The 17263-nt window shown below is 74.2% G+C and carries 15 protein-coding genes; 11 read left to right on the top strand and 4 right to left on the bottom strand.

Going from position 1 to position 17263, the window contains the following annotated elements:
- The first annotated feature begins 38 nt into the window (after window positions 1-38).
- From NQZ70_RS32350 to NQZ70_RS32340, 3 genes are all read left to right on the top strand, one after another.
- Window positions 39-983: a hypothetical protein gene (locus tag NQZ70_RS32350; RefSeq protein ID WP_129577670.1), complete on the top strand. Its 945-nt coding sequence runs from the start codon at window positions 39-41 to the stop codon at window positions 981-983.
- A 240-nt stretch (window positions 984-1223) separates the two neighbouring features.
- On the top strand, window positions 1224-2693 hold the full coding sequence (locus NQZ70_RS32345) for an alpha-amylase family glycosyl hydrolase (protein WP_129577669.1): 1470 nt from the start codon (window positions 1224-1226) through the stop codon (window positions 2691-2693).
- A gap of 40 nt (window positions 2694-2733) precedes the next feature.
- The gene (locus tag NQZ70_RS32340) at window positions 2734-3564 is read left to right on the top strand and encodes a glutathione S-transferase family protein (protein ID WP_129577668.1); all 831 of its coding nucleotides are present in this window, start codon (window positions 2734-2736) and stop codon (window positions 3562-3564) included.
- Window positions 3565-3595: 31 nt separating this feature from the next.
- Here NQZ70_RS32340 and NQZ70_RS32335 read toward each other — a convergent pair whose 3' ends face one another.
- Window positions 3596-4636, bottom strand: coding sequence for a dual specificity protein phosphatase family protein (locus NQZ70_RS32335; protein WP_129577667.1), 1041 nt, complete (start codon window positions 4634-4636; stop codon window positions 3596-3598).
- A 444-nt stretch (window positions 4637-5080) separates the two neighbouring features.
- On the opposite strand from NQZ70_RS32335, the gene NQZ70_RS32330 reads away from it, so the two are divergent.
- Window positions 5081-7045, top strand: a complete 1965-nt coding sequence (locus NQZ70_RS32330) for a M2 family metallopeptidase (protein ID WP_272829147.1) — start codon at window positions 5081-5083, stop codon at window positions 7043-7045.
- 17 nt (window positions 7046-7062) lie between these two features.
- Window positions 7063-7650 carry an RNA 2',3'-cyclic phosphodiesterase gene (thpR, locus tag NQZ70_RS32325; RefSeq protein ID WP_129577666.1) on the top strand — a complete coding sequence of 196 codons (588 nt, stop codon included), beginning with the start codon at window positions 7063-7065 and terminating at the stop codon, window positions 7648-7650.
- Between the two features lie 152 nt (window positions 7651-7802).
- Here the strand turns inward: thpR and norR are convergent, their stop codons facing one another.
- Window positions 7803-9359 (bottom strand): nitric oxide reductase transcriptional regulator NorR, encoded by a 1557-nt coding sequence (norR, locus tag NQZ70_RS32320; RefSeq protein ID WP_129577665.1) that lies wholly within the window; start codon window positions 9357-9359, stop codon window positions 7803-7805.
- Window positions 9360-9798: 439 nt separating this feature from the next.
- Here norR and NQZ70_RS32315 point away from each other — a divergent pair, with 439 nt between their 5' ends.
- Complete coding sequence (locus tag NQZ70_RS32315; protein ID WP_207217543.1) at window positions 9799-10278, top strand: globin domain-containing protein; 480 nt, start codon at window positions 9799-9801, stop codon at window positions 10276-10278.
- Here NQZ70_RS32315 and NQZ70_RS32310 read toward each other — a convergent pair.
- Complete coding sequence (locus tag NQZ70_RS32310; protein ID WP_129577664.1) at window positions 10259-10672, bottom strand: secondary thiamine-phosphate synthase enzyme YjbQ; 414 nt, start codon at window positions 10670-10672, stop codon at window positions 10259-10261. The genes NQZ70_RS32315 and NQZ70_RS32310 overlap by 20 nt on opposite strands.
- A 187-nt stretch (window positions 10673-10859) precedes the next feature.
- On the opposite strand from NQZ70_RS32310, the gene NQZ70_RS32305 reads away from it, so the two are divergent.
- Window positions 10860-11213, top strand: coding sequence for an HNH endonuclease (locus tag NQZ70_RS32305; protein ID WP_129577663.1), 354 nt, complete (start codon window positions 10860-10862; stop codon window positions 11211-11213).
- A 44-nt stretch (window positions 11214-11257) separates the two neighbouring features.
- Here NQZ70_RS32305 and pdxH read toward each other — a convergent pair whose 3' ends face one another.
- Complete coding sequence (gene pdxH, locus NQZ70_RS32300) at window positions 11258-11845, bottom strand: pyridoxamine 5'-phosphate oxidase (RefSeq protein ID WP_129577662.1); 588 nt, start codon at window positions 11843-11845, stop codon at window positions 11258-11260.
- 222 nt (window positions 11846-12067) lie between these two features.
- Here pdxH and NQZ70_RS32295 point away from each other — a divergent pair, with 222 nt between their 5' ends.
- The 4 genes from NQZ70_RS32295 to NQZ70_RS32280 all read left to right on the top strand — a co-directional run bounded on the left by NQZ70_RS32295 (window position 12068) and on the right by NQZ70_RS32280 (window position 17251).
- Entirely contained in the window at window positions 12068-13615 is a 1548-nt protein-coding gene (locus NQZ70_RS32295) for a serine/threonine-protein kinase (protein ID WP_129577661.1), read from the top strand.
- 29 nt (window positions 13616-13644) lie between these two features.
- Window positions 13645-14793, top strand: coding sequence for a hypothetical protein (locus tag NQZ70_RS32290; RefSeq protein ID WP_129577660.1), 1149 nt, complete (start codon window positions 13645-13647; stop codon window positions 14791-14793).
- A gap of 548 nt (window positions 14794-15341) precedes the next feature.
- The gene (locus NQZ70_RS32285; protein ID WP_237244243.1) at window positions 15342-16805 is read left to right on the top strand and encodes a sorbosone dehydrogenase family protein; all 1464 of its coding nucleotides are present in this window, start codon (window positions 15342-15344) and stop codon (window positions 16803-16805) included.
- 245 nt (window positions 16806-17050) lie between these two features.
- Window positions 17051-17251, top strand: coding sequence for a hypothetical protein (locus NQZ70_RS32280; RefSeq protein WP_129577659.1), 201 nt, complete (start codon window positions 17051-17053; stop codon window positions 17249-17251).
- Window positions 17252-17263 lie beyond the last annotated feature (12 nt).

Here is a 17263-nt window from a genome sequence, read left to right as displayed (position 1 = left end):
CGCCTCGTCTCCACGAAATCCCTGGTAGCGTGCTGCGCATGCGAACCGCCCGACCTCGAACCGGTCCTCTGTCTCAGCTCGGCGCGCGACGTCAGCGCGCCGAGCGTCCTCACGCTCGCCCTGCCCACGCGCGCCCCGGAGCGGCGTCCCGCCTCGCCGGAGGCGGCCGCCGGCTCCTGCTCGCGCGCGTCGTCGCCGCCGCGCTCGCCCTGATCGGCGCGTGGCTGCCCGCGACCGCGGCGCACGCGGCGGGCACCGCCACCATCGCCGATCGCTCCCCCAAGGAGGACGACGGCCGCTGGAAGCTCAAGATGACGATCAACTACGGAGGGACGCCGCACCTCTCGCACATCCCGATGCTGTTCTCGTTCACGCCGACGGTGCACTACGAGCGCGCGCTCACCGACCAGTCGCCCGAGAAGCCGATCCTGAACCGCATCCCGCTCCAGAACCAGCAGTCGATCAACGAGAGCATGGACGTCGGCTTCTCCGACGGCAGCGGCAAGGTCTTCTCGATCACCAAGTTCGACTTCGTCCTGCGGCGCGATCGCGGCTTCGAGGCCGGCGAGTACGAGCTCGTGATCAAGCGCGCGAGCGACGGCGTGCAGGTCGGGCAGAAGCAGAAGATCACCCTGCAGGGCGAGAACGCGATCATCGATCGCCGCGCGATCGTCTTCACCGGCGAGAAGAAGAAGAAGGACAAGGCGGCGGACAAGCCCGACGCCGAGAAGGGCGGCGAGGCCGAGAAGGCGCAGGGATCCGAGGGCGAGCCCGCGTCCGAGCCCGCGGAGGCCGAGGCGCCGTCCGATGCCGAGCTCCCGCCCGACGAGGCGCCGCCGCCGGTGGAGCCGAGGCAGGGCGGCTGCGGCTGCCGGCTGTCCCCCGAGGAGGCCGCGACGCCCCTCGCCCTGCCGCTCGTCGCCCTGGGCGCGGCGGCCGCACTCGCTCGACGGATCCGCGCGCGCCGCGAGCGTCGCGGCTAGCGCCGCTCGCCGCGCCGGCGCACGCCGCAATCGGGCGCGGCGCGCGCGGCGCCCGCGCCCGCAGCCAGTGCGGACGGGTGCTCTGCGAGGCGCCTCTGTGCTGGACGGCGCGCGCAGGCTCGCGCGGCGCCCGCCCAGCGTGATCGCGCTTGCAGGGACCACCCGAGCCCGCCGACAATCCCCCGCCGACGCCGACTGCCCGCGACTCCCTCGCGGGCCTCGCCGTCCCCAATCCAATCGATGAGCTCCCTAGTCCCTGCCCACCAGCACCCTCTGCTGTACGCGATCTTCGTGCGCGTCTGGCTCCATGAGCTCTCGCGCGCCGCCAAGGCCAGGGTGACGCTCGCCAGCGTGCCCGACGCGGCGCTCGACCGGCTCGCCGCGCTCGGCGTCGACTACGTGTACCTGATGGGCGTCTGGACGCTCGGTCAGGAGGGCCAGCGCCTCTCGCTCGCGCACCCCGACCTGCGCGCCGAGTACGACCGCGTGCTGCCGGACTGGACCGACGCCGACGTGGTCGGCTCCCCGTTCGCCGTCGCGCGGTACGAGGTGAACCCCGCGGTCGGCGGCGACGCCGCGCTCGCGGATCTGCGCCGGCGCCTGGCGGCGCGCGGCATCGGGATCATCCTCGACTACGTCCCGAACCACGTCGCGCGCGACCACCACTGGGTGAAGGAGAAGCCGGAGTGCTTCATCCACGGCGACGACGGCGCCCCGCTCAGCGGGCGCGACCCCTACATCCCGCCGTGGCCCGACACGGCCCAGCTCGACTACCGCCTCGCCGCGACGCGCGCCGCGTCCACCGAGGCGCTCCGCAGCGTCGCGTCGCGCTGCGACGGCGTCCGCTGCGACATGGCCATGCTGGTGCTCGACGACGTCTTCCGGCACACGTGGTCCAAGCGGCCGCCCACGGAGCGAAAGGCCGAGGCCACCGGCGAGTTCTGGGCCGAGGCCATCGACGCCGTCCGCCGCGACCACCCGAGCTTCATCTTCATCGGCGAGGCGTTCTGGGACCTCGAGTGGCGCCTGCAGATGCTCGGGTTCGACTACACCTTCGACAAGAGCCTTTACGATCGGCTGAGCCACGCCTCGGCGTCCTCGGTCCGCGGCCACCTCGCGGCCACGCCCGACTACCAGCGCCGGAGCGTCCGCTTCATCGAGCACCACGACGAGCCGCGCATCGCGGCCGTGCTCCCGCCGGACCGGCGCCGGGCCGCGGAGTTCATCGCGGCGACGGTGCCCGGCATGCGGTTCATCCACCACGGCCAGCTCGAGGGGCGGACGGTGCGCGCCTCGCTGCACCTCGCCCGCGCCCCGGAGGAGCCGGTCGACCAGGCGTGCCTCGCCTTCCACGAGCGGCTGCTCGGCGCGGTGCGCCGCCCCATCCTGCGCACCGGCAGCTTCGCCACGCTCACCCCGCGCGGCGCGGGCGCCGACGCGTTCGTCGCCTACCGGTGGGAGCCGCTCCCGGCCTGCGGCGCGCCCCGCAGCGCGGCGCCCCTCGTGGCGGTGGTCAACTTCGCCCCGTCGCGCGGCGGCTGCCGCATCCCGCTCGACGTCGCCGGCGTCGCCGGCCGCAAGGTCCTGCTCGTCGACCTCATGACCGGCAACGAGCACCCGCGCGACGGCGACGAGCTCGTCGATCCGTCGCGCGGCCTCGGCGTCGAGCTCCCCGCCTACGGCGTCCACCTCTTCGAGATCCGGCGCTGAGCGGCCGGCGCGCCCGGTCGGCCCGCGCCTGGAGGTCCCCATGTCGAATGCCGGCGCCGGCGCGCCCTTCCGCCTCGTCACGATCCCCTTCAGCCACTACTGCGAGAAGGCGCGGTGGGCGCTCGACCGCGCCGGCGTCCCGTACCGCGAGGACGCCTACCTCCCGCTCGCCCACGCGCTCCCGGCGCTGCGCGCCGGCGGGCGCCGATCCGTGCCGGTGCTCGTCACGCGGGCCGGCGCGGTCTCTGACTCCACCGACATCCTGCGCTACGCCGACGCGTTCGTCCCGTCGGAGCACGCGCTCTTCTCCGGCGAGCCCGGCGCGCGCCGCGCCGACATCGAGGCGCTCGAGGAGCGCTTCGATCGCGAGCTCGGCCCCGCCGTGCGCCGCGTCGCGTACTTTCACGCCCTGCCCGACGAGGAGGCGATGTACTCCCTGATGAGCGGGGCGTTCCGCTCGCTCGAGGGCGCCGGCGCCGCGCCGCCCTCGTGGCTCGGGCGCGGCGCCTTCCGCGCCTACTTCCCGGTCGCGCGGGCGGTCATGAGGCGCTCGATGCGGATCGACGCCGCCGGCGCCGAGCGCTCGCGGGGCAAGATCCGCGCGGTCTTCGACGCGGTGAACGAGCGGCTGCGCGACGGGCGCCCGTTCCTCGCCGGCGATCGGTTCTCGGCCGCCGATCTCGCGTTCGCCGCGCTCGCCGCGCCGCTGATCGCGCCCGAGCACCACCCGGTGCCCTTCGCGCTCGGCGGGCTGCCGGCCGTCCTCCGCGAGCTCATCGAGGCGCTCCGCGCCGAGCCGGCCGGCGCCTTCGTCCAGCGCCTGTACCGCGAGCAGCGGCACCGGAAGGCCGGCCCCCCCGCCGGCGGATGACGCTCGCCGCGCGCCCACGGTCGCCGCGCGCTCAGCCGCGCGCCGGCACGCTCGCGAGCAGGTCCCGCACCGCCGGCCCTGCCTTCAGCGGCTCGCGGCGCGCGCCGAAGTGCCGCGCGTGATCCCGGATCACCCCGATCGCCGCGTCCGGGGCGAGGCCGTGCCGGGCGCGCAGCCACGCCGCCAGCACGACGCCCGCGCGGCCCGCGCCGGACGCGCAGTGCACAACGATGGGCGCGCCGCCGGCCTCCGCGCGCCGCAGCGCGGCGAGCGCCTGCTCCAGGGCGTCGGGCGAGGGGATCGCCCCGCCCTCGAGCGGCACGTGCGTCACCCGGAGGAACTCGCGCTGGTAGCGGCCGAGGAGCGGGACCCGATGGAGCGCCAGCTCCCCCTCGTCGAGCAGGCAGAGCACCTCGCGCATGCCGTGCCGCGCCATGAAGCCGAGCCACGCCTCGACGGGGGCGTCGCTCGGATCGGGCTGCTGCGCGGCGTCCGTCGGCGCGACCACGGACGAGCGGATCCCGGAGGCCGACCAGAGCGCCATCCCGAAGCCGGGGCGCTCCGCGCCGTGCACGATCCGGTCGAGCGGCGACGCGGGCGCGAAGTTGAAGGGGGCCGACGTCGACTGCTCGCGCCCGCTCCGGTAGAAGAGCTCGAACTCCTCGACGGACGCCTCGAGCTCGGGGTCGTCGATCGAGCCGGGCCGCGCGCGCCGCACCTCGTGGATGGCCTCGGTCGGCGACCGGCCCAGCGACACGAGGCGGCAGGCGAGCACCACGCCGGTGCGCCCGATGCCGCCCTCGCCGTGCACGACGGCGGGCCGCGGCGCCCGTTCGAGGAACGCCACGGCGCGCAGGAGGTCGACGCCCGGGATGCGCGTGAAGTCCGCGAGCGGGCAGTGCAGGTGGACGAGCGAGCCGAGCGCGTGCGGCGAAGGCGCCCGCCGCGAGAGCGACACCATGCTGCGGAAGCCGAGCTCCACGAGCTCCTCGACCGCGCGCGGCGCGTGGGGGTACGCCATGCCGGCGAGCTCGCCGGGCAGGACGAACGAGAAATTCTCGAGCTCACTCATGGCCGCCGCCCGGTGCGCACACGGTCGTGACCTGCGCCGCGCGGTGGGGCATCCGCCCGCGCCGGCCCGGGAGGTCGCGGCGCCCCGCGCCCCTCGCCTCGTCGCGGATCGGCGCGGCGGGGCGCTGCGCCGGGCCGCCGCCCCTCGGTTCCGCGCTCGGTCCGCGGGCGGGCGGGGCGGCGGGGGCGGCGAGGCCGAGGATTGCCGGGAGCGGGGGCCTGGGCGCGAGAGCATTCCTCATGGTGGGTCCGCATTGTAACGGCACTTCACGGCCGCTTGGCAGCCGTCACGGCGAGCGCGGTTCGTCCTGGTCGCGGGGGCCGAGCCGCGGGGCCGAGCCACGACGATCGCACGTCGCTCCTGGTTCCCTCGGCACGGTCCGGCGTGTATGAAGGGCGCGTGGTCCGCTACGCCCTTGCCCGGACGGCGATCCTGCGCCCCCTGATGCTCGTCGCGCTCGGGCTCGGGTCGGGGTGCAGCGGCGCCGCGTCGCCGGCGTCCGCGCCGGCGGCCCCCGGCGGGGAGGCGCCCGCGGCGGCGCCCGAGGCCCCCCGGCCCCAGGCCGCCCTCCCGCCGGAGGCGCCGCCCAGCGTGGCCGAGGCGCAGGCCTTCCTGGCCGGCGTCGACCGGGACCTGCGCCGGCTGCGGCTCCAGGCAGCGCGCGCGGGGTGGATCAACCAGACCTTCATCACGGACGACACCGACGCGCTCTCCGCCTCCGCCGAGGAGGCGAGCATGGAGTACCTCAACCGGACGATGAAGGCGGCGAGGCGCTTCGACGGCCTCGCGCTGCCCGCGGATCTCGCCCGGCAGCTGACGCTCCTCAAGATCTCGACCGCCCTGCCGGCGCCGAGCGACCCGGCCGAGCGCGCGGAGCTGGCCGCGCTCTCGGTCGAGATGACGAGCCTTTACGGCAAGGGCAAGTACTGCCCGAAGGGCAAGCCGGGGCGCGCCGCGGCTGCGGGGGCCGCGCCGGCGGGGGCTGCGGCTGCGGGGGCCGCGGCGGCGGGGGCCGCGCCGGCGGGCGCGCCGGCGCCGAAATGCCTCGCCCTCGACGAGCTCTCGAACATCCTGAAGACGAGCCGCAAATGGGACGAGCTGCTCGACGCGTGGGCGGGCTGGCACGCGATCGCCCCGCCGCTCCGGCCGATGTTCGAGCGCTACGTCGCCCTCGGCAACAAGGGGGCCGCCGAGATCGGCTTCCCGGACGTCGGCGCGCTCTGGCGGGCCGGGTACGACATGCCCCCCGAGGCGTTCGAGGCCGACACCGAGCGGCTCTGGGGCAAGCTGAAGCCGCTCTACGACGAGCTGCACTGCTACGTGCGCGCGAGGCTGCGCGCGATCCACGGCAAGGACAGGATCGGCGACAAGGCCCCGATCCCGGCGCACCTGCTCGGCAACATGTGGGCGCAGGAGTGGTCGAACGTCTATGCGCTCATGGAGCCGTACAAGGGCCAGCCGTCGCTCGACGTGACGCGCAAGATCAAGGCGAAGAAGCTCGACGAGAAGCAGATGGTCTCGCTCGGCGAGCGGTTCTTCACCTCGCTCGGGCTCGACCCGCTGCCGGCGACGTTCTGGGAGCGATCGCTCCTCAAGAAGCCCGTCGATCACGAGGTCGTCTGCCACGCGAGCGCGTGGGACGTGGGCGACCGGGACGATCTCCGCATCAAGATGTGCGTCGAGCCGACCGAGGAGGATCTCATCACGATCCACCACGAGCTCGGGCACATCTATTACTTCCACCAGTATTACAAGCTCCCGATCCTGTTCCAGTCGGGCGCCAACGAGGGCTTCCACGAGGGGATCGGGGATACGATCGCGCTCTCCGTGACGCCGAGCTACCTGAAGACGCTGGGGCTCATCGACCGGGTGCCCGAGGACGACAAGGGCCTCATCAATTTCCTCTTCAAGAAGGCGCTCGACAAGATCGCGTTCCTGCCGTTCGGCAAGCTCATCGACCAGTGGCGGTGGGACGTCTTTTCGGGCAGGACGAAGCCGGCCGACTACAACAAGGCGTGGTGGGCGCTCCGGCTCAAGTACCAGGGCGTCGCGCCGCCCGTGCCGCGCAGCGAGGCCGACTTCGACCCGGGGGCGAAGTACCACGTGCCGGCGAACGTCCCGTACACGCGGTATTTCCTCGCGCACATCTACCAGTTCCAGTTCCACCGCGCGCTCTGCAAGGCGGCCGGGCACACGGGGCCGCTCCATACGTGCTCGATCCACGGCAGCGCGGCCGCGGGCGAGAAGCTGCGCGCCATGCTGTCGCTCGGCGCGAGCCGGCCGTGGCAGGAGGCGATGAAGGCGATGACGGGGGAGACCGAGGCCGATCCGAGCGCGATGCTGGAGTACTTCGAGCCGCTCCGGAGGTGGCTCAAGGAGCAGAACAAGGGTGAAGTCTGTGGGTGGTAATCGAGCGTAGGTGAGCTGTGCGCGTCTTCGTCGCCGTTGATCCGGGAGCCGAGCTCCTCGCCAAGGTCGGAGAGCTCCTCAGGGAGATCTCGCCCCGGGCTCCGTCCGCCAAGTGGGTGGAGCCTGCCGGGCTGCATATCACGCTCGCCTTCATGGGCGAGATCGGAGAGGAGCGCCTGCCGCTCGTCATCGCGGCGGCCGGGAGCGTGGCCGCCTTCCACAGGCCGCTCACGCTGCGCATCGAGAAGGGCGGCGCGTTCGGCACGCGGCGCCGCCCGCGCGTGCTCTGGCTCGGCGTGGGCGGCGCGGTCGGCGCGCTCACCGCGATCCACCGCGATCTCGAGCAGACGCTCTCGCTCTCGACGGGCTACGTGCCGGAGGACCGGCCGTTCGAGCCGCACCTCACGCTCGCCCGCTCGCGCGATCCGCGCGGCGATCCGGCGCTCGACGCGTGCGCTCAGGCCGTCGGCAACGTCGACTTCGGCGAGACGCGCGTCGAGGAGATCATCGTCTACCAGAGCGAGATGACCCCGAAGGGCGCGCGCTACACCGCGCTCGCGCGGGTGCCGCTGGAGGGGATCGGGGCCGCCGATCCGAGGCGGTAGCTCCGCGCGCCGCGTCGCCCACGCTGGGCGGGCCCCGGGTGGCCAGGCCGGGTAATCCGTCGATGGGCGCCCGGCGCGCCCGCTCGGCGTGACCGGCGACGACAGCCGCGCGTCGTCGCCCGGCGGATCGACCGAGCCATCGGCTCGTCCCCTCAGCGCCGCCGCGGCGCGGGCCCGGGGAGGAGCCCGAGCCGCACCGCTTCCTTGTAGGCGAACGAGCGGCTCAGCCCGAGCAGCCGGCCGGCCACCGCGGCGTTGCCGCTGGCCGCCTGGAACGCGCGCGCGAACGCCTCGCGGCGCGCCCGCTCCAGCGTCTCGGCCAGCGTCTCCACGCGCCGCGGCGGCGACGGATCCGGGAGCGGCTGCGGCGGCCCAATGGCCTCCGCCTGGGGCGCAGAGGAGCGCGCGTCCGCCCCGGGATCGAGGTCCTCGAGGCGGAGGACGAGCGACCTGCCGGCCGCGCCTTCGCCCGCGACCATCCGGCGCAGCACCGCGCGCTCGACCGCGTGCTTCAGCTCGCGGACGTTCCCCGGCCAGGCGCGCTGCGCGAGCGCGTGCAGCGCCGCGTCGGTGAAGTCTACCCTCCTCGCGCCGAGCTCGGCCGCGAGCCCCGCGGCGAAGCGCTCGCAGAGCGCCGGGATGTCCTCGCGGCGCTCGCGCAGGGGGGGCACGCAGATGGGGTAGACCCAGAGCCGGTGGAACAGGTCGGCGCGGAAGCGCCCCTCCTCGACCTCCCGCCGGAGATCGCGGTTCGTCGCCGCCACGACCCGCGCCTCGACGCGGTGCGCCCGGTCGTCGCCGACCGGCTGGATCTCCCCCTCCTGCAGCACGCGGAGCAGCTGCGCCTGCGCCGCCAGCGGGAGCTCGCCGACCTCGTCGAGGAAGACCGTCCCGCCGCGCGCCGCCTCGAACCGGCCGGCGCGCGCCGCCGTCGCGCCGGTGAAGGCGCCCTTCTTGTGGCCGAAGAGCTCCGACTCGACGAGCTGCGCCGGGATGGCGGCGCAGTTGACGACCACGAGCGGCCGGCTCGCCCGCGGCGATCGCTCGTGCAGCGCGCGGGCGACGAGCTCCTTCCCCACGCCCGTCTCGCCCGTGACGAGCACCGGCACCGAGAGCGGGGCGAGCACCGCGATCTCGCGCTCGATCCGCTGCATCCCGGCCGAGCGGCCGGGCACCGCCGGGGCGCCGGGGGCGGGGGCGAGCAGGCGGCGCGTCTCCGGGGCAGGCGAAGGTCCGGCGTCGAGCCGCAGCGCCGCGGCGCAGAGCCCGGCGAACACCCGCGCGTCCTCGTCGCGCAGGTCGCGGAGGCCGTGGGGGTCGCAGGCGTCGAGCGTGAGCAGCCCGGCGAGCCGGTCCTGCACGCGGAGCGGCACGGCCATGCAGGCGTGGATCGGGTGGATCGCCCCGGCGTTGCCGAGCAGCCAGCCGCTGTACGGGTCGGGCTCGCTCGGATCGAGGAACCGGATCGGCCCCGCCGCGAGCGTCGCCCTGCGGAGCCGCGGGTGCTCCGCCGGCCGGAAGCAGAGCCCCCGGGCCGCCGGCGAGAGCCCGATCTGCGCGGCCACGGTGACGGCGCCGTCGTCTGCGGCCGTGAGCACCGAGAGCGCGTCCGCCGCCGTCACGCGCGCGAGCTCGCGCAGGATCCGCTGCAGCGCCTCGTCGCGGGCGGGCGCTTCGGACAGGCTGAGCACGGCGTCGAGCAGGGGCACGCGGGTTCCTCGGGGAGACGGGGCCTGCGGCGGTTTCCTGCCGGAAACCACCGCAGGAGACAGCGTAACCACCGCAGGAAACACCGCAGGGTCGGCCGGCGCAAGCGCGCAGCCGGGGCGGCGCGCGATCGGGCGGGCGATCGATGACCGCGCGGCCGCGCGCGGCCGCGGACCGGGTTTCCCAGAGGAGACCGCCGCAGGTCGCCCGGCGCGTCGATCCCGCGGAAATCCGGCGGGATCGACGCGACTGGCCGGCGAGGCGCCTCTGGCACGGCCCGTGCGAGGACTGCGAGCCGACGGGCGATCAGGCGGTGAATCCCGTGAGCTTCACGTGAGCTGACGCGGTGAAGCGGGCTGACGCGAGCTCACGCGAGCTGATCGCGGCGTGATGATCGAAGACGGCGCGCGCGCGGCGCAGCGCCCGGCTGGGAGGAATGTCATGGGACTGAACGTTGGCTTGCTGCGGGAGAGCTTCGAGCTCGTGCTCCAGAGGGAGCCCAACCTCACGCACCGTTTCTACGGGATCCTGTTCTCGCGCTACCCGCAGGTGCGGCCGCTCTTCGGGCGCAACAGCCGGGAGCACCAGGAGAAGATGCTCGCGGAGGCGCTCGTCGCGGTCATGGACCGGCTGGAGGACGCGTCCTGGCTCGAGGAGAAGCTCATGGCGATGGGGGCCAAGCACGTCGACTACGGCGTCACGGACGAGATGTACCCCTGGGTCGCCGACGCGCTGATCACCGCCATGTCCGAGGTCGCGGGCACGGACTGGACCCCGGCGCACAAGCAGTCGTGGTCTGACGCGCTCGGCGCGATCGCCTCGCTCATGCAGCGCGGGGCGAGGGAGTACGGCGCCGGCCGGCCCGACGCAGCGCGCGCCGGGAGCCAGGCCGAAGGCGGCGTCACTCCCCCATCGCCTTGACGACGACGCGCTTGCGCCGCTTGCCGTCGAACTCCGCGTAGAAGATCTGCTGCCACGGCCCGAGATCGAGCTTGCCCGCGGTGATCGGCACGATCACCTGGTGGTGCACGAGGATCGATTTGAGGTGGGCGTCGCCGTTGTCCTCGCCGGTCCTGTGGTGTTTGTAGTCGGGCCCCTCGGGCGCGAGCTGCTGGAGCCAGGTCCAGATGTCCTCCCAGAGGCCGGGCTCGTGGTCGTTCACGAACACGCCGGCGGTGATGTGCATGGCGCTCACGAGGACCATGCCCTCCAGGATGCCGCTCGCGGCGACGACGGCCGCGACGCGGTCGGTGACGTTGATGAGCTCGCGCTTGGCCTTCGTCTCGAAGTAGAAATATTCGGTCTTCGACTTCATGGCTCCTCCCGCGCGCGCGTCACCGGGCGTGACGGAGCGCGCCATCAACGATCGCGCGGCCACGCGGCCACACGGCCGCGCCGCCCGCCCTCGCGGGCGCGCGCCGGCTCCGCGGCTCCATAGCCCACCTGCCGGCCCGGCGCGAACCGCGTGCGGGCCCCGAGCCGCGGGGCTACGCTCGAGCGCCGTGAAGGCCGCGCGGCGACGGTTGATCCTCGACATCGTGGCGACCGACGCCACCTTCGAGCGCACGGAGATCCGCGGCCAGGCGGCGTGGGTGGGCAAGTGCATCCATTGCCTGTCGCACGTCGTCGTCGGCCTCGACGGCGAGCCGATCCAGCGCGCGACGATCGAGCACATCGTCCCGCGCACGCACGGCGGGACGGACGCGCTCGACAACCTGGCGCTCGCGTGCGGCCGGTGCAACGCGCTGAAGGGGATGCGGCTCGACGTGCGGCGCCGCGACGACCCGAAGCTCGTCGCGATCATCGAGCGGCTCCGGGAGCGTAAGGCGAGCCGCCTCCGCGGCGCCGGGACGTAGCGCGACGCCGCGGCGCCGGGGGCGGGGCGCTCGGCGCGCTGCGCTCAGGGGTAGAGGCGCTCGACGCGCCAGCCGTCGCCGTCGCGGAGGTAGAGCACGCGGTCGTGCAGGCGGCTCTCCTGGCCGCGCCAGAACTCGATCCGCTCCGGCACCAGGCGGTAGCCGCCCCAGAACGGCGGCCGGGGCACCGGCCCTCCCTCGAAGCGGGCCTCGATCTCGCGCACCCGATCGATGAGCGCGTCGCGCGAGGGCAGCGGCGCGCTCTGCCGAGACGCCCAGGCGCCGATCTGGCTGCCCCGCGGGCGGGTCTCGAAGTAGGCGTCCGACTCCGCGTCGCTGATCCGCTCGATGCGGCCCTCGACGCGGACCTGCTCGGCCGCCTTGGCCCAGTGGATACACAGCGCGGCGAACGGGTTCGCCGTGATCTCCATCGACTTGCGGCTCTCGTAGTTGGTGAAGAACACGAACCCGCGATCGTCGATGCCCTTCAGCAGCACCATCCGCGCCGACGGGCGCCCGGACGCGTCCGCCGTGGCCAGCGTCATGGCCGTCGCGTCGGTCGGTTCGGTGGTTTGCCGCTGCTCGAGGAGCTCGCGCGCGAGGACGAAGGGATCGGTCGGCTCGTTCGTCATGGTGAAACTGCGGCATGCATATACAGGCAGCGAGCGCGCGTGGCGAACCCGAACGGCCGGTTCCGCCGCGCGGACGCGCCGTCTCGAGCGCGGGCGCCGCGCGCGGGGGCGAGCCGCTGCCGGCGCGGCGACGAGGGCGCGGCGGCTTCCCTTTCCAGGAAGGCCCGCGTTGTCGCGCACTCGGCGTTTTGATACTAGCGAAGAGCCAGAGCGAGGGCGTGCATGGTCGCACCGGTCAATGTGGGGGACGTCCTCGCGGACAAATACGAGGTCGAGCGCGTCCTCGGCGAGGGCGGGATGGGCGTGGTGGTGGCCGCCCGCCATCGCCTGCTCGGCGAGCGGGTGGCCATCAAGTTCCTGCTGCCCCAGGCCCGCGAGCGCGCCGATCTCGTGGCCCGCTTCCTGCGCGAGGGGCAGGCCGCGGCGCGCATCCGGAGCGAGCACGTGACGCGCGTGTTCGACGTCGGCACGCTCGCGCAGGGCGAGCCCTACCTCGTGATGGAGTACCTCGAGGGGACCGACCTCAAGGCCCTCCTGCGCGATCGCGGCCCGCTCTCGGTCGAGCTCGCGTGCGACTACCTGCTGCAGGCGTGCGAGGCGCTCGCGGAGGCGCACGCGCTCGGCATCATCCATCGGGACCTGAAGCCGGGCAACCTGTTCCTCAGCCGGCGGGCCGACGGCAGCCCGCTCATCAAGGTCATCGACTTCGGCATCTCCAAGATGGCGCTCGCCGCGGAGCCCGCCGCGCCCAAGGCGCGCGACATGACCGAGAGCTCGGCGATGCTGGGCTCGCCGCTCTACATGGCGCCCGAGCAGATGGTCTCCTCGAAGAGCGTCGACGCGCGCGCCGACGTCTGGTCGATGGGCGCGATCCTCTACCAGCTGCTCACGGGCGCCATGCCCTTCGGGGGCGACTCCGTGATGCAGATCTACGATCGCATCCTGGAGGGGCCGCCGCGGCTCCACGGGCAGCGTGCCGACGTGCCCGAGCGCCTCGAGCGCGCGGTGCAGCGCTGCCTCCAGCGCAACCCCGCCGATCGGTTCGGCAACATCGCCGAGCTCGCCGCCGAGCTGGCCCCGTTCGCGCCGCCGCACGCGCAGCACCTCGCCGAGCGAGCCGCGCGCGTGCTGCGGGTCCGCCTCGACGCGATCGGGGAGGGGGGCGCCGCGGGGGGCCGCGAGCTCGGGCGGCGCCCGCTCTCCACCGCGCCCGGGCCCGCCAGCGCGCCGCCGCAGCCCGGCGGCAGCTCCGGCGGCCGGGGCGTGCCGGCCGGCTCGGCGTGGGGCGCGCCCACGGCGCTCCTGACGGACGGCGCGGCCACGGATCGCTCCTGGGGGGGTACGCGCGCCTCGCCGGGCGGCGGCCGCGCCGGGGCGCGCACCCTCGGCATCGCGGCGGCCATCGCCGCGGCGCTCCTGGGCGGCGCGGGGCTCGCATGGTTGTTCGCGCTCCGCTCGCCCGCGCCGGACGCCGCGCCGACGTCCTCGTCGGCGCCGGAGGCATCGTCGCCGCGCGATACGGCGGAGCCCGCGACGGAGCCCGCGGCCGGCAGGCTCGCCGAGCTCCCCGACGGCGGCGCCGCGCTGCAGCCGGGGGCGAGCGCGACCGTGACCGTCAGCGCCATCGGGACGGCGCGGCCGGCGGCGAGCGGGTCCGCTGCGCCGAAGCCGAGCGCATCGGCGAAGGCGGCGCGGCCGCCCGGGCGGCCTTCGCCGCCGCCGCGGCCCACGCCGTCCCGGCCGGATGATCTGTTTTCCGATCCGCGATGACATCGCGTGCGCCCAGGAGAGGTCCCGTATTGCTCTGCCATCGTCGTCCCCCGAGCACCTGTCCCGAGGCCGGCTGCGGTGCGGCGGCCTCCAGCGCGCCGCGGACCGGGGGCGCGCGCCTCCGAGCGCTCGCGCTCCTGTCGGCGCTCTCTGCGCTCACGCCGGCCGTGCGCGCCGCGGAGCCCACCCGGGAGGAGCGCGCCGCCGCGGTCGCGCTGTTCGACGAGGGGCGCGCGCTGATGGCGGCGGGCAAGCACGCCGAGGCCTGCCCGAAATTCGCCGACAGCCACCAGATCGACCCGGGCATCGGTACCCTGTTCAACCTCTCCGATTGCTACGAGCGCATCGGCCGGATCGCGACGGCGTGGATCGGCTTCCGCGACGTCGCGGCCGCGGCGCTGTCGGCCGGGCAGACGGAGCGCGAGCGGGTGGCGCGGGGCCGGGCCGCCGCGCTCGAGCCGCGCCTCTCGCGCCTGCAGATCGTGGTGCCGAAGGAGGCGGCGATCTCCGGGCTCTCGCTCACGCGGGACGGCGTCGCCGTGGGGCAGGCGCTCTGGGGGACGGCGGTGCCGCTCGACCCTGGCGAGCATCGGGTCGCGGCCGTGGCGCCCGGGCGCACGCCGTGGGAGACGAAGATCGTGATCGACAAACCGGGCGTGGTGAGCGTCACCGTGCCCGCGCTCGAGCGCGCGCCGGAGCCGGAGCCCGCCGCGCGCTCGAGCGCCGCGCCGGGCGCGACCGCCGCGCCGCCGCCGGCCCGTCCGCCGGCGGACACGCCGCCTCCGCCGCAGGGCGGGAGCATCCGCGAGCCGATCGGCATGGTGGGGGTCGGGCTCGGCGTGGTCGGGCTCGGCGTCGGCACGGCGCTCGGCTTCGTGGCCAAGTCGACCTTCGACGAGTCCATCGAGGGCGGCCACTGCGACGAGGAGGGCCGCTGCATCGATCGGACGGGGCTCGATCTCCGCGACGATGCGGTCAGGATGGGCAACATCGGGACGGTGGTGTTCATCGCGGGGGCGGTGCTCGCGGCCGGCGGGGCGGTCCTCTGGATCACCGCGCCCTCTGCGCCCGACGCCGCGACGGCGTCCGGGGGCGGGCGCGGGCGCACGGGCGGCGCTCCCGTTCGCGCGCGCGTCGGCCTGGGCCCTGGCAGCGCGTGGATCTCGGGATCGTTCTGAGCGGCGCGCGGCACGAGCAAAGGTGGCAGATTCGTAATTGTCTGTCTCCATGCCGAGCTCCGACGACGGAGAGCCGTAGTGGCCCACGACGGCCGGTGAGCCCGGGCGGCGGCCCTCGCCGGCGGGATCCGTGCATGCGGTGATCAGACGGGCGGTGGGCGGGAATATAGCCCTGGTTTCGACCAGAAACGGATTCACGCGTACCGCTCTGCTTCAAATGTCTGCCTTGGAGAGATGGCTATCGCGCCGCCGGAGTGCCGCGGCCTGCCAGGCGAGTTCCGCCTGAACGGCGGATTGACTCCATGTGCGGCGCCATGTCGTTCGATACCGATCGATCGGTACGACCCTCCGTCTCATCATCGCCGGCGGCGACCCGCCGAGCGGGCTTATCGGCGGTCTCCGGTCCTGCGGGCGATGACCGCTGGGACTACAGGCCACGCATTTCAGGCCACGCTCTTTCGCCCGGGCAGTAGATCATGAGTGCGCCACGGCGCCCCTCATGTAGAATGCGCCCCATGAAAAAACAGCGTACGACCTTGGCTTTATGGATGGCTTTGACGCTGGGTGGCAGCGCGTGTCTCGCGCTGGGCACCGGCGCATGCAGCGATGACGGGGAGACGGGCTCCAGCGGCGCGACCTCCGGCCCGGGGGGGAGCCAGGGCTCCACCGGGACGACGGGAACAGGGGCTGGGAGCGGGACGGGGGCCGGAACGGCGACGGGGACGTCGAGCGGCTCCGGTGGCGCCGGAGGCGGCACATCGGCGAGCGGGGCCACCACCACGGGAACGGGCGGCTCGGGCGGCGACGAGCCGCCGACGTGCGACGCCAGCGCGGCTCCCGATGTCGGGAAGCTGGCGCTCGCTCCCGTCGTCACCGGCGTGGACAAGCTGACGTATGCCGCGCAGCCGAAGGGCTCGAACGACTGGTATCTCGTGCAGCAGACCGGTCAGATCCGCGTGTTCTCGGGCGGCGCGCTGCGCCCGGGGGTCTTCCTCGACGTGAGCAGCGAGATCCGGCTCCAGAGCGGTGCCTTCGACGACGAGCGCGGGCTCATCAGCATCGCGTTCCCGCCCGACTACGCGACGAGCGGCAAATTCTACATCATGATGACGCCGACCACGGGCACGAACATGAACCGCGATACGGTGCTCGAGTTCAAGCGCTCCGCCGGCGATCCTTACGTGGCCGATCCGACGCCCACGAAGACGATCCTGCGGCTCGACAGCTCGCAGGTGAACCACAACGGCGGCCATGTCGTGTTCGGGCCTGACGGCATGCTCTACGTCGGCACGGGCGACGGAGGCGGGTCCTGCAACAACGACAAGCAGGGGGCACCGCAGGATCCGAGCTCGCCGTTCGGCAAGATCCTGCGCCTCGACCCGAACGCTCCCGAGCCGTACGCCGCGGCCGGCAATCCCTTCCCGGGCGACGGCGCGCGGACGTGGCATTATGGCCTGCGCAATCCGTATCGCTTCGGCTTCGATCGCGCGACGGGCGACCTCTTCATCGGCGACGTCGGCCAGGATTCGTACGAGGAGGTCGACTACGTCCCCGCGGGCGTGTCGGGGCTGAACTTCGGCTGGGCGAAGTTCGAGGGCGACCACGAGGATACCTGCCGCGGGCGCACCCTGCGCGAGGGCTCGACGCACACGCGGCCCATCGTCGACATGGACCGGAGGGCGAGCGCGACGGGGCCGTTCCGCGATTACAAGTCGGTCATCGGCGGCTTCGTCTACCGGGGCACCGAGGTGCCTCAGCTCAAGGGCGTGTACCTGTTCGGCGACTACACCGGAGGGCGCATGGGCGCGCTCGTCCAGTGCGGGGACAAGACGTCGCCCCTCACGCTCATCCTCAAGAACCCCGATCCGAACACGCCCAACGCTCCGGCGTTCACGCGTCAGGGCGGGCTGCCGACCTTCGAGGGGCTCACCGCGATCGTCGAGGACAACGCCGGCGAGCTCTATTTCGTGGCGAACCGCAACAGCCTGGTGAAGATCGTCCCCGGGACGTGAGCGAGCCGGATCACGGCGCGGGCGCCGGATGACCGGCGCCTCGCGTCGTGCCCTGCCTCCGGCGCGCGCCCGCCTCGCGCGCGTCTCCCGGCGCGCGCCCATGCGCGCCCGCTGCGCCACCCTCACGGCAATCCACCATCGCCGCAGCGCCCGTCGTGCCGCGTCCGCTCGCTGCCGGCGGAGCGCCCCCTACCGAGCGCCCACCGGATGTGCTTCGCTTGCGCCGCTCATTCAGGAGGCTCCCCATGAAGAATGTCTTGACCGTGCTTGTGGCGCTCGGCGCCGTGTGTCTCGTCGGCTGCGAGGACAAGCCCCAGCAGGCGACGCCCGAACCGCCGAAGGGCGCGACCACGACCGAGGCGGCGAACCCCGCGCCCAAGGCGGCCGAGCCCGCGAAGGCGGCGCCGGCCGAGAGCGCCAAGCCGGCGAGCACCGGCGGCTGGTGATCCGCGCGGGGG

Origin of the sequence: Sorangium sp. So ce836 (genome assembly GCF_028553905.1) — a bacterium.
In the GTDB taxonomy this organism is placed as follows: Bacteria; Myxococcota_A; Polyangia; order Polyangiales; family Polyangiaceae; genus Sorangium; species Sorangium cellulosum_D.
Note: the sequence above shows the minus strand (reverse complement) of the source record. Positions and strands in the feature narration are given on the sequence as shown.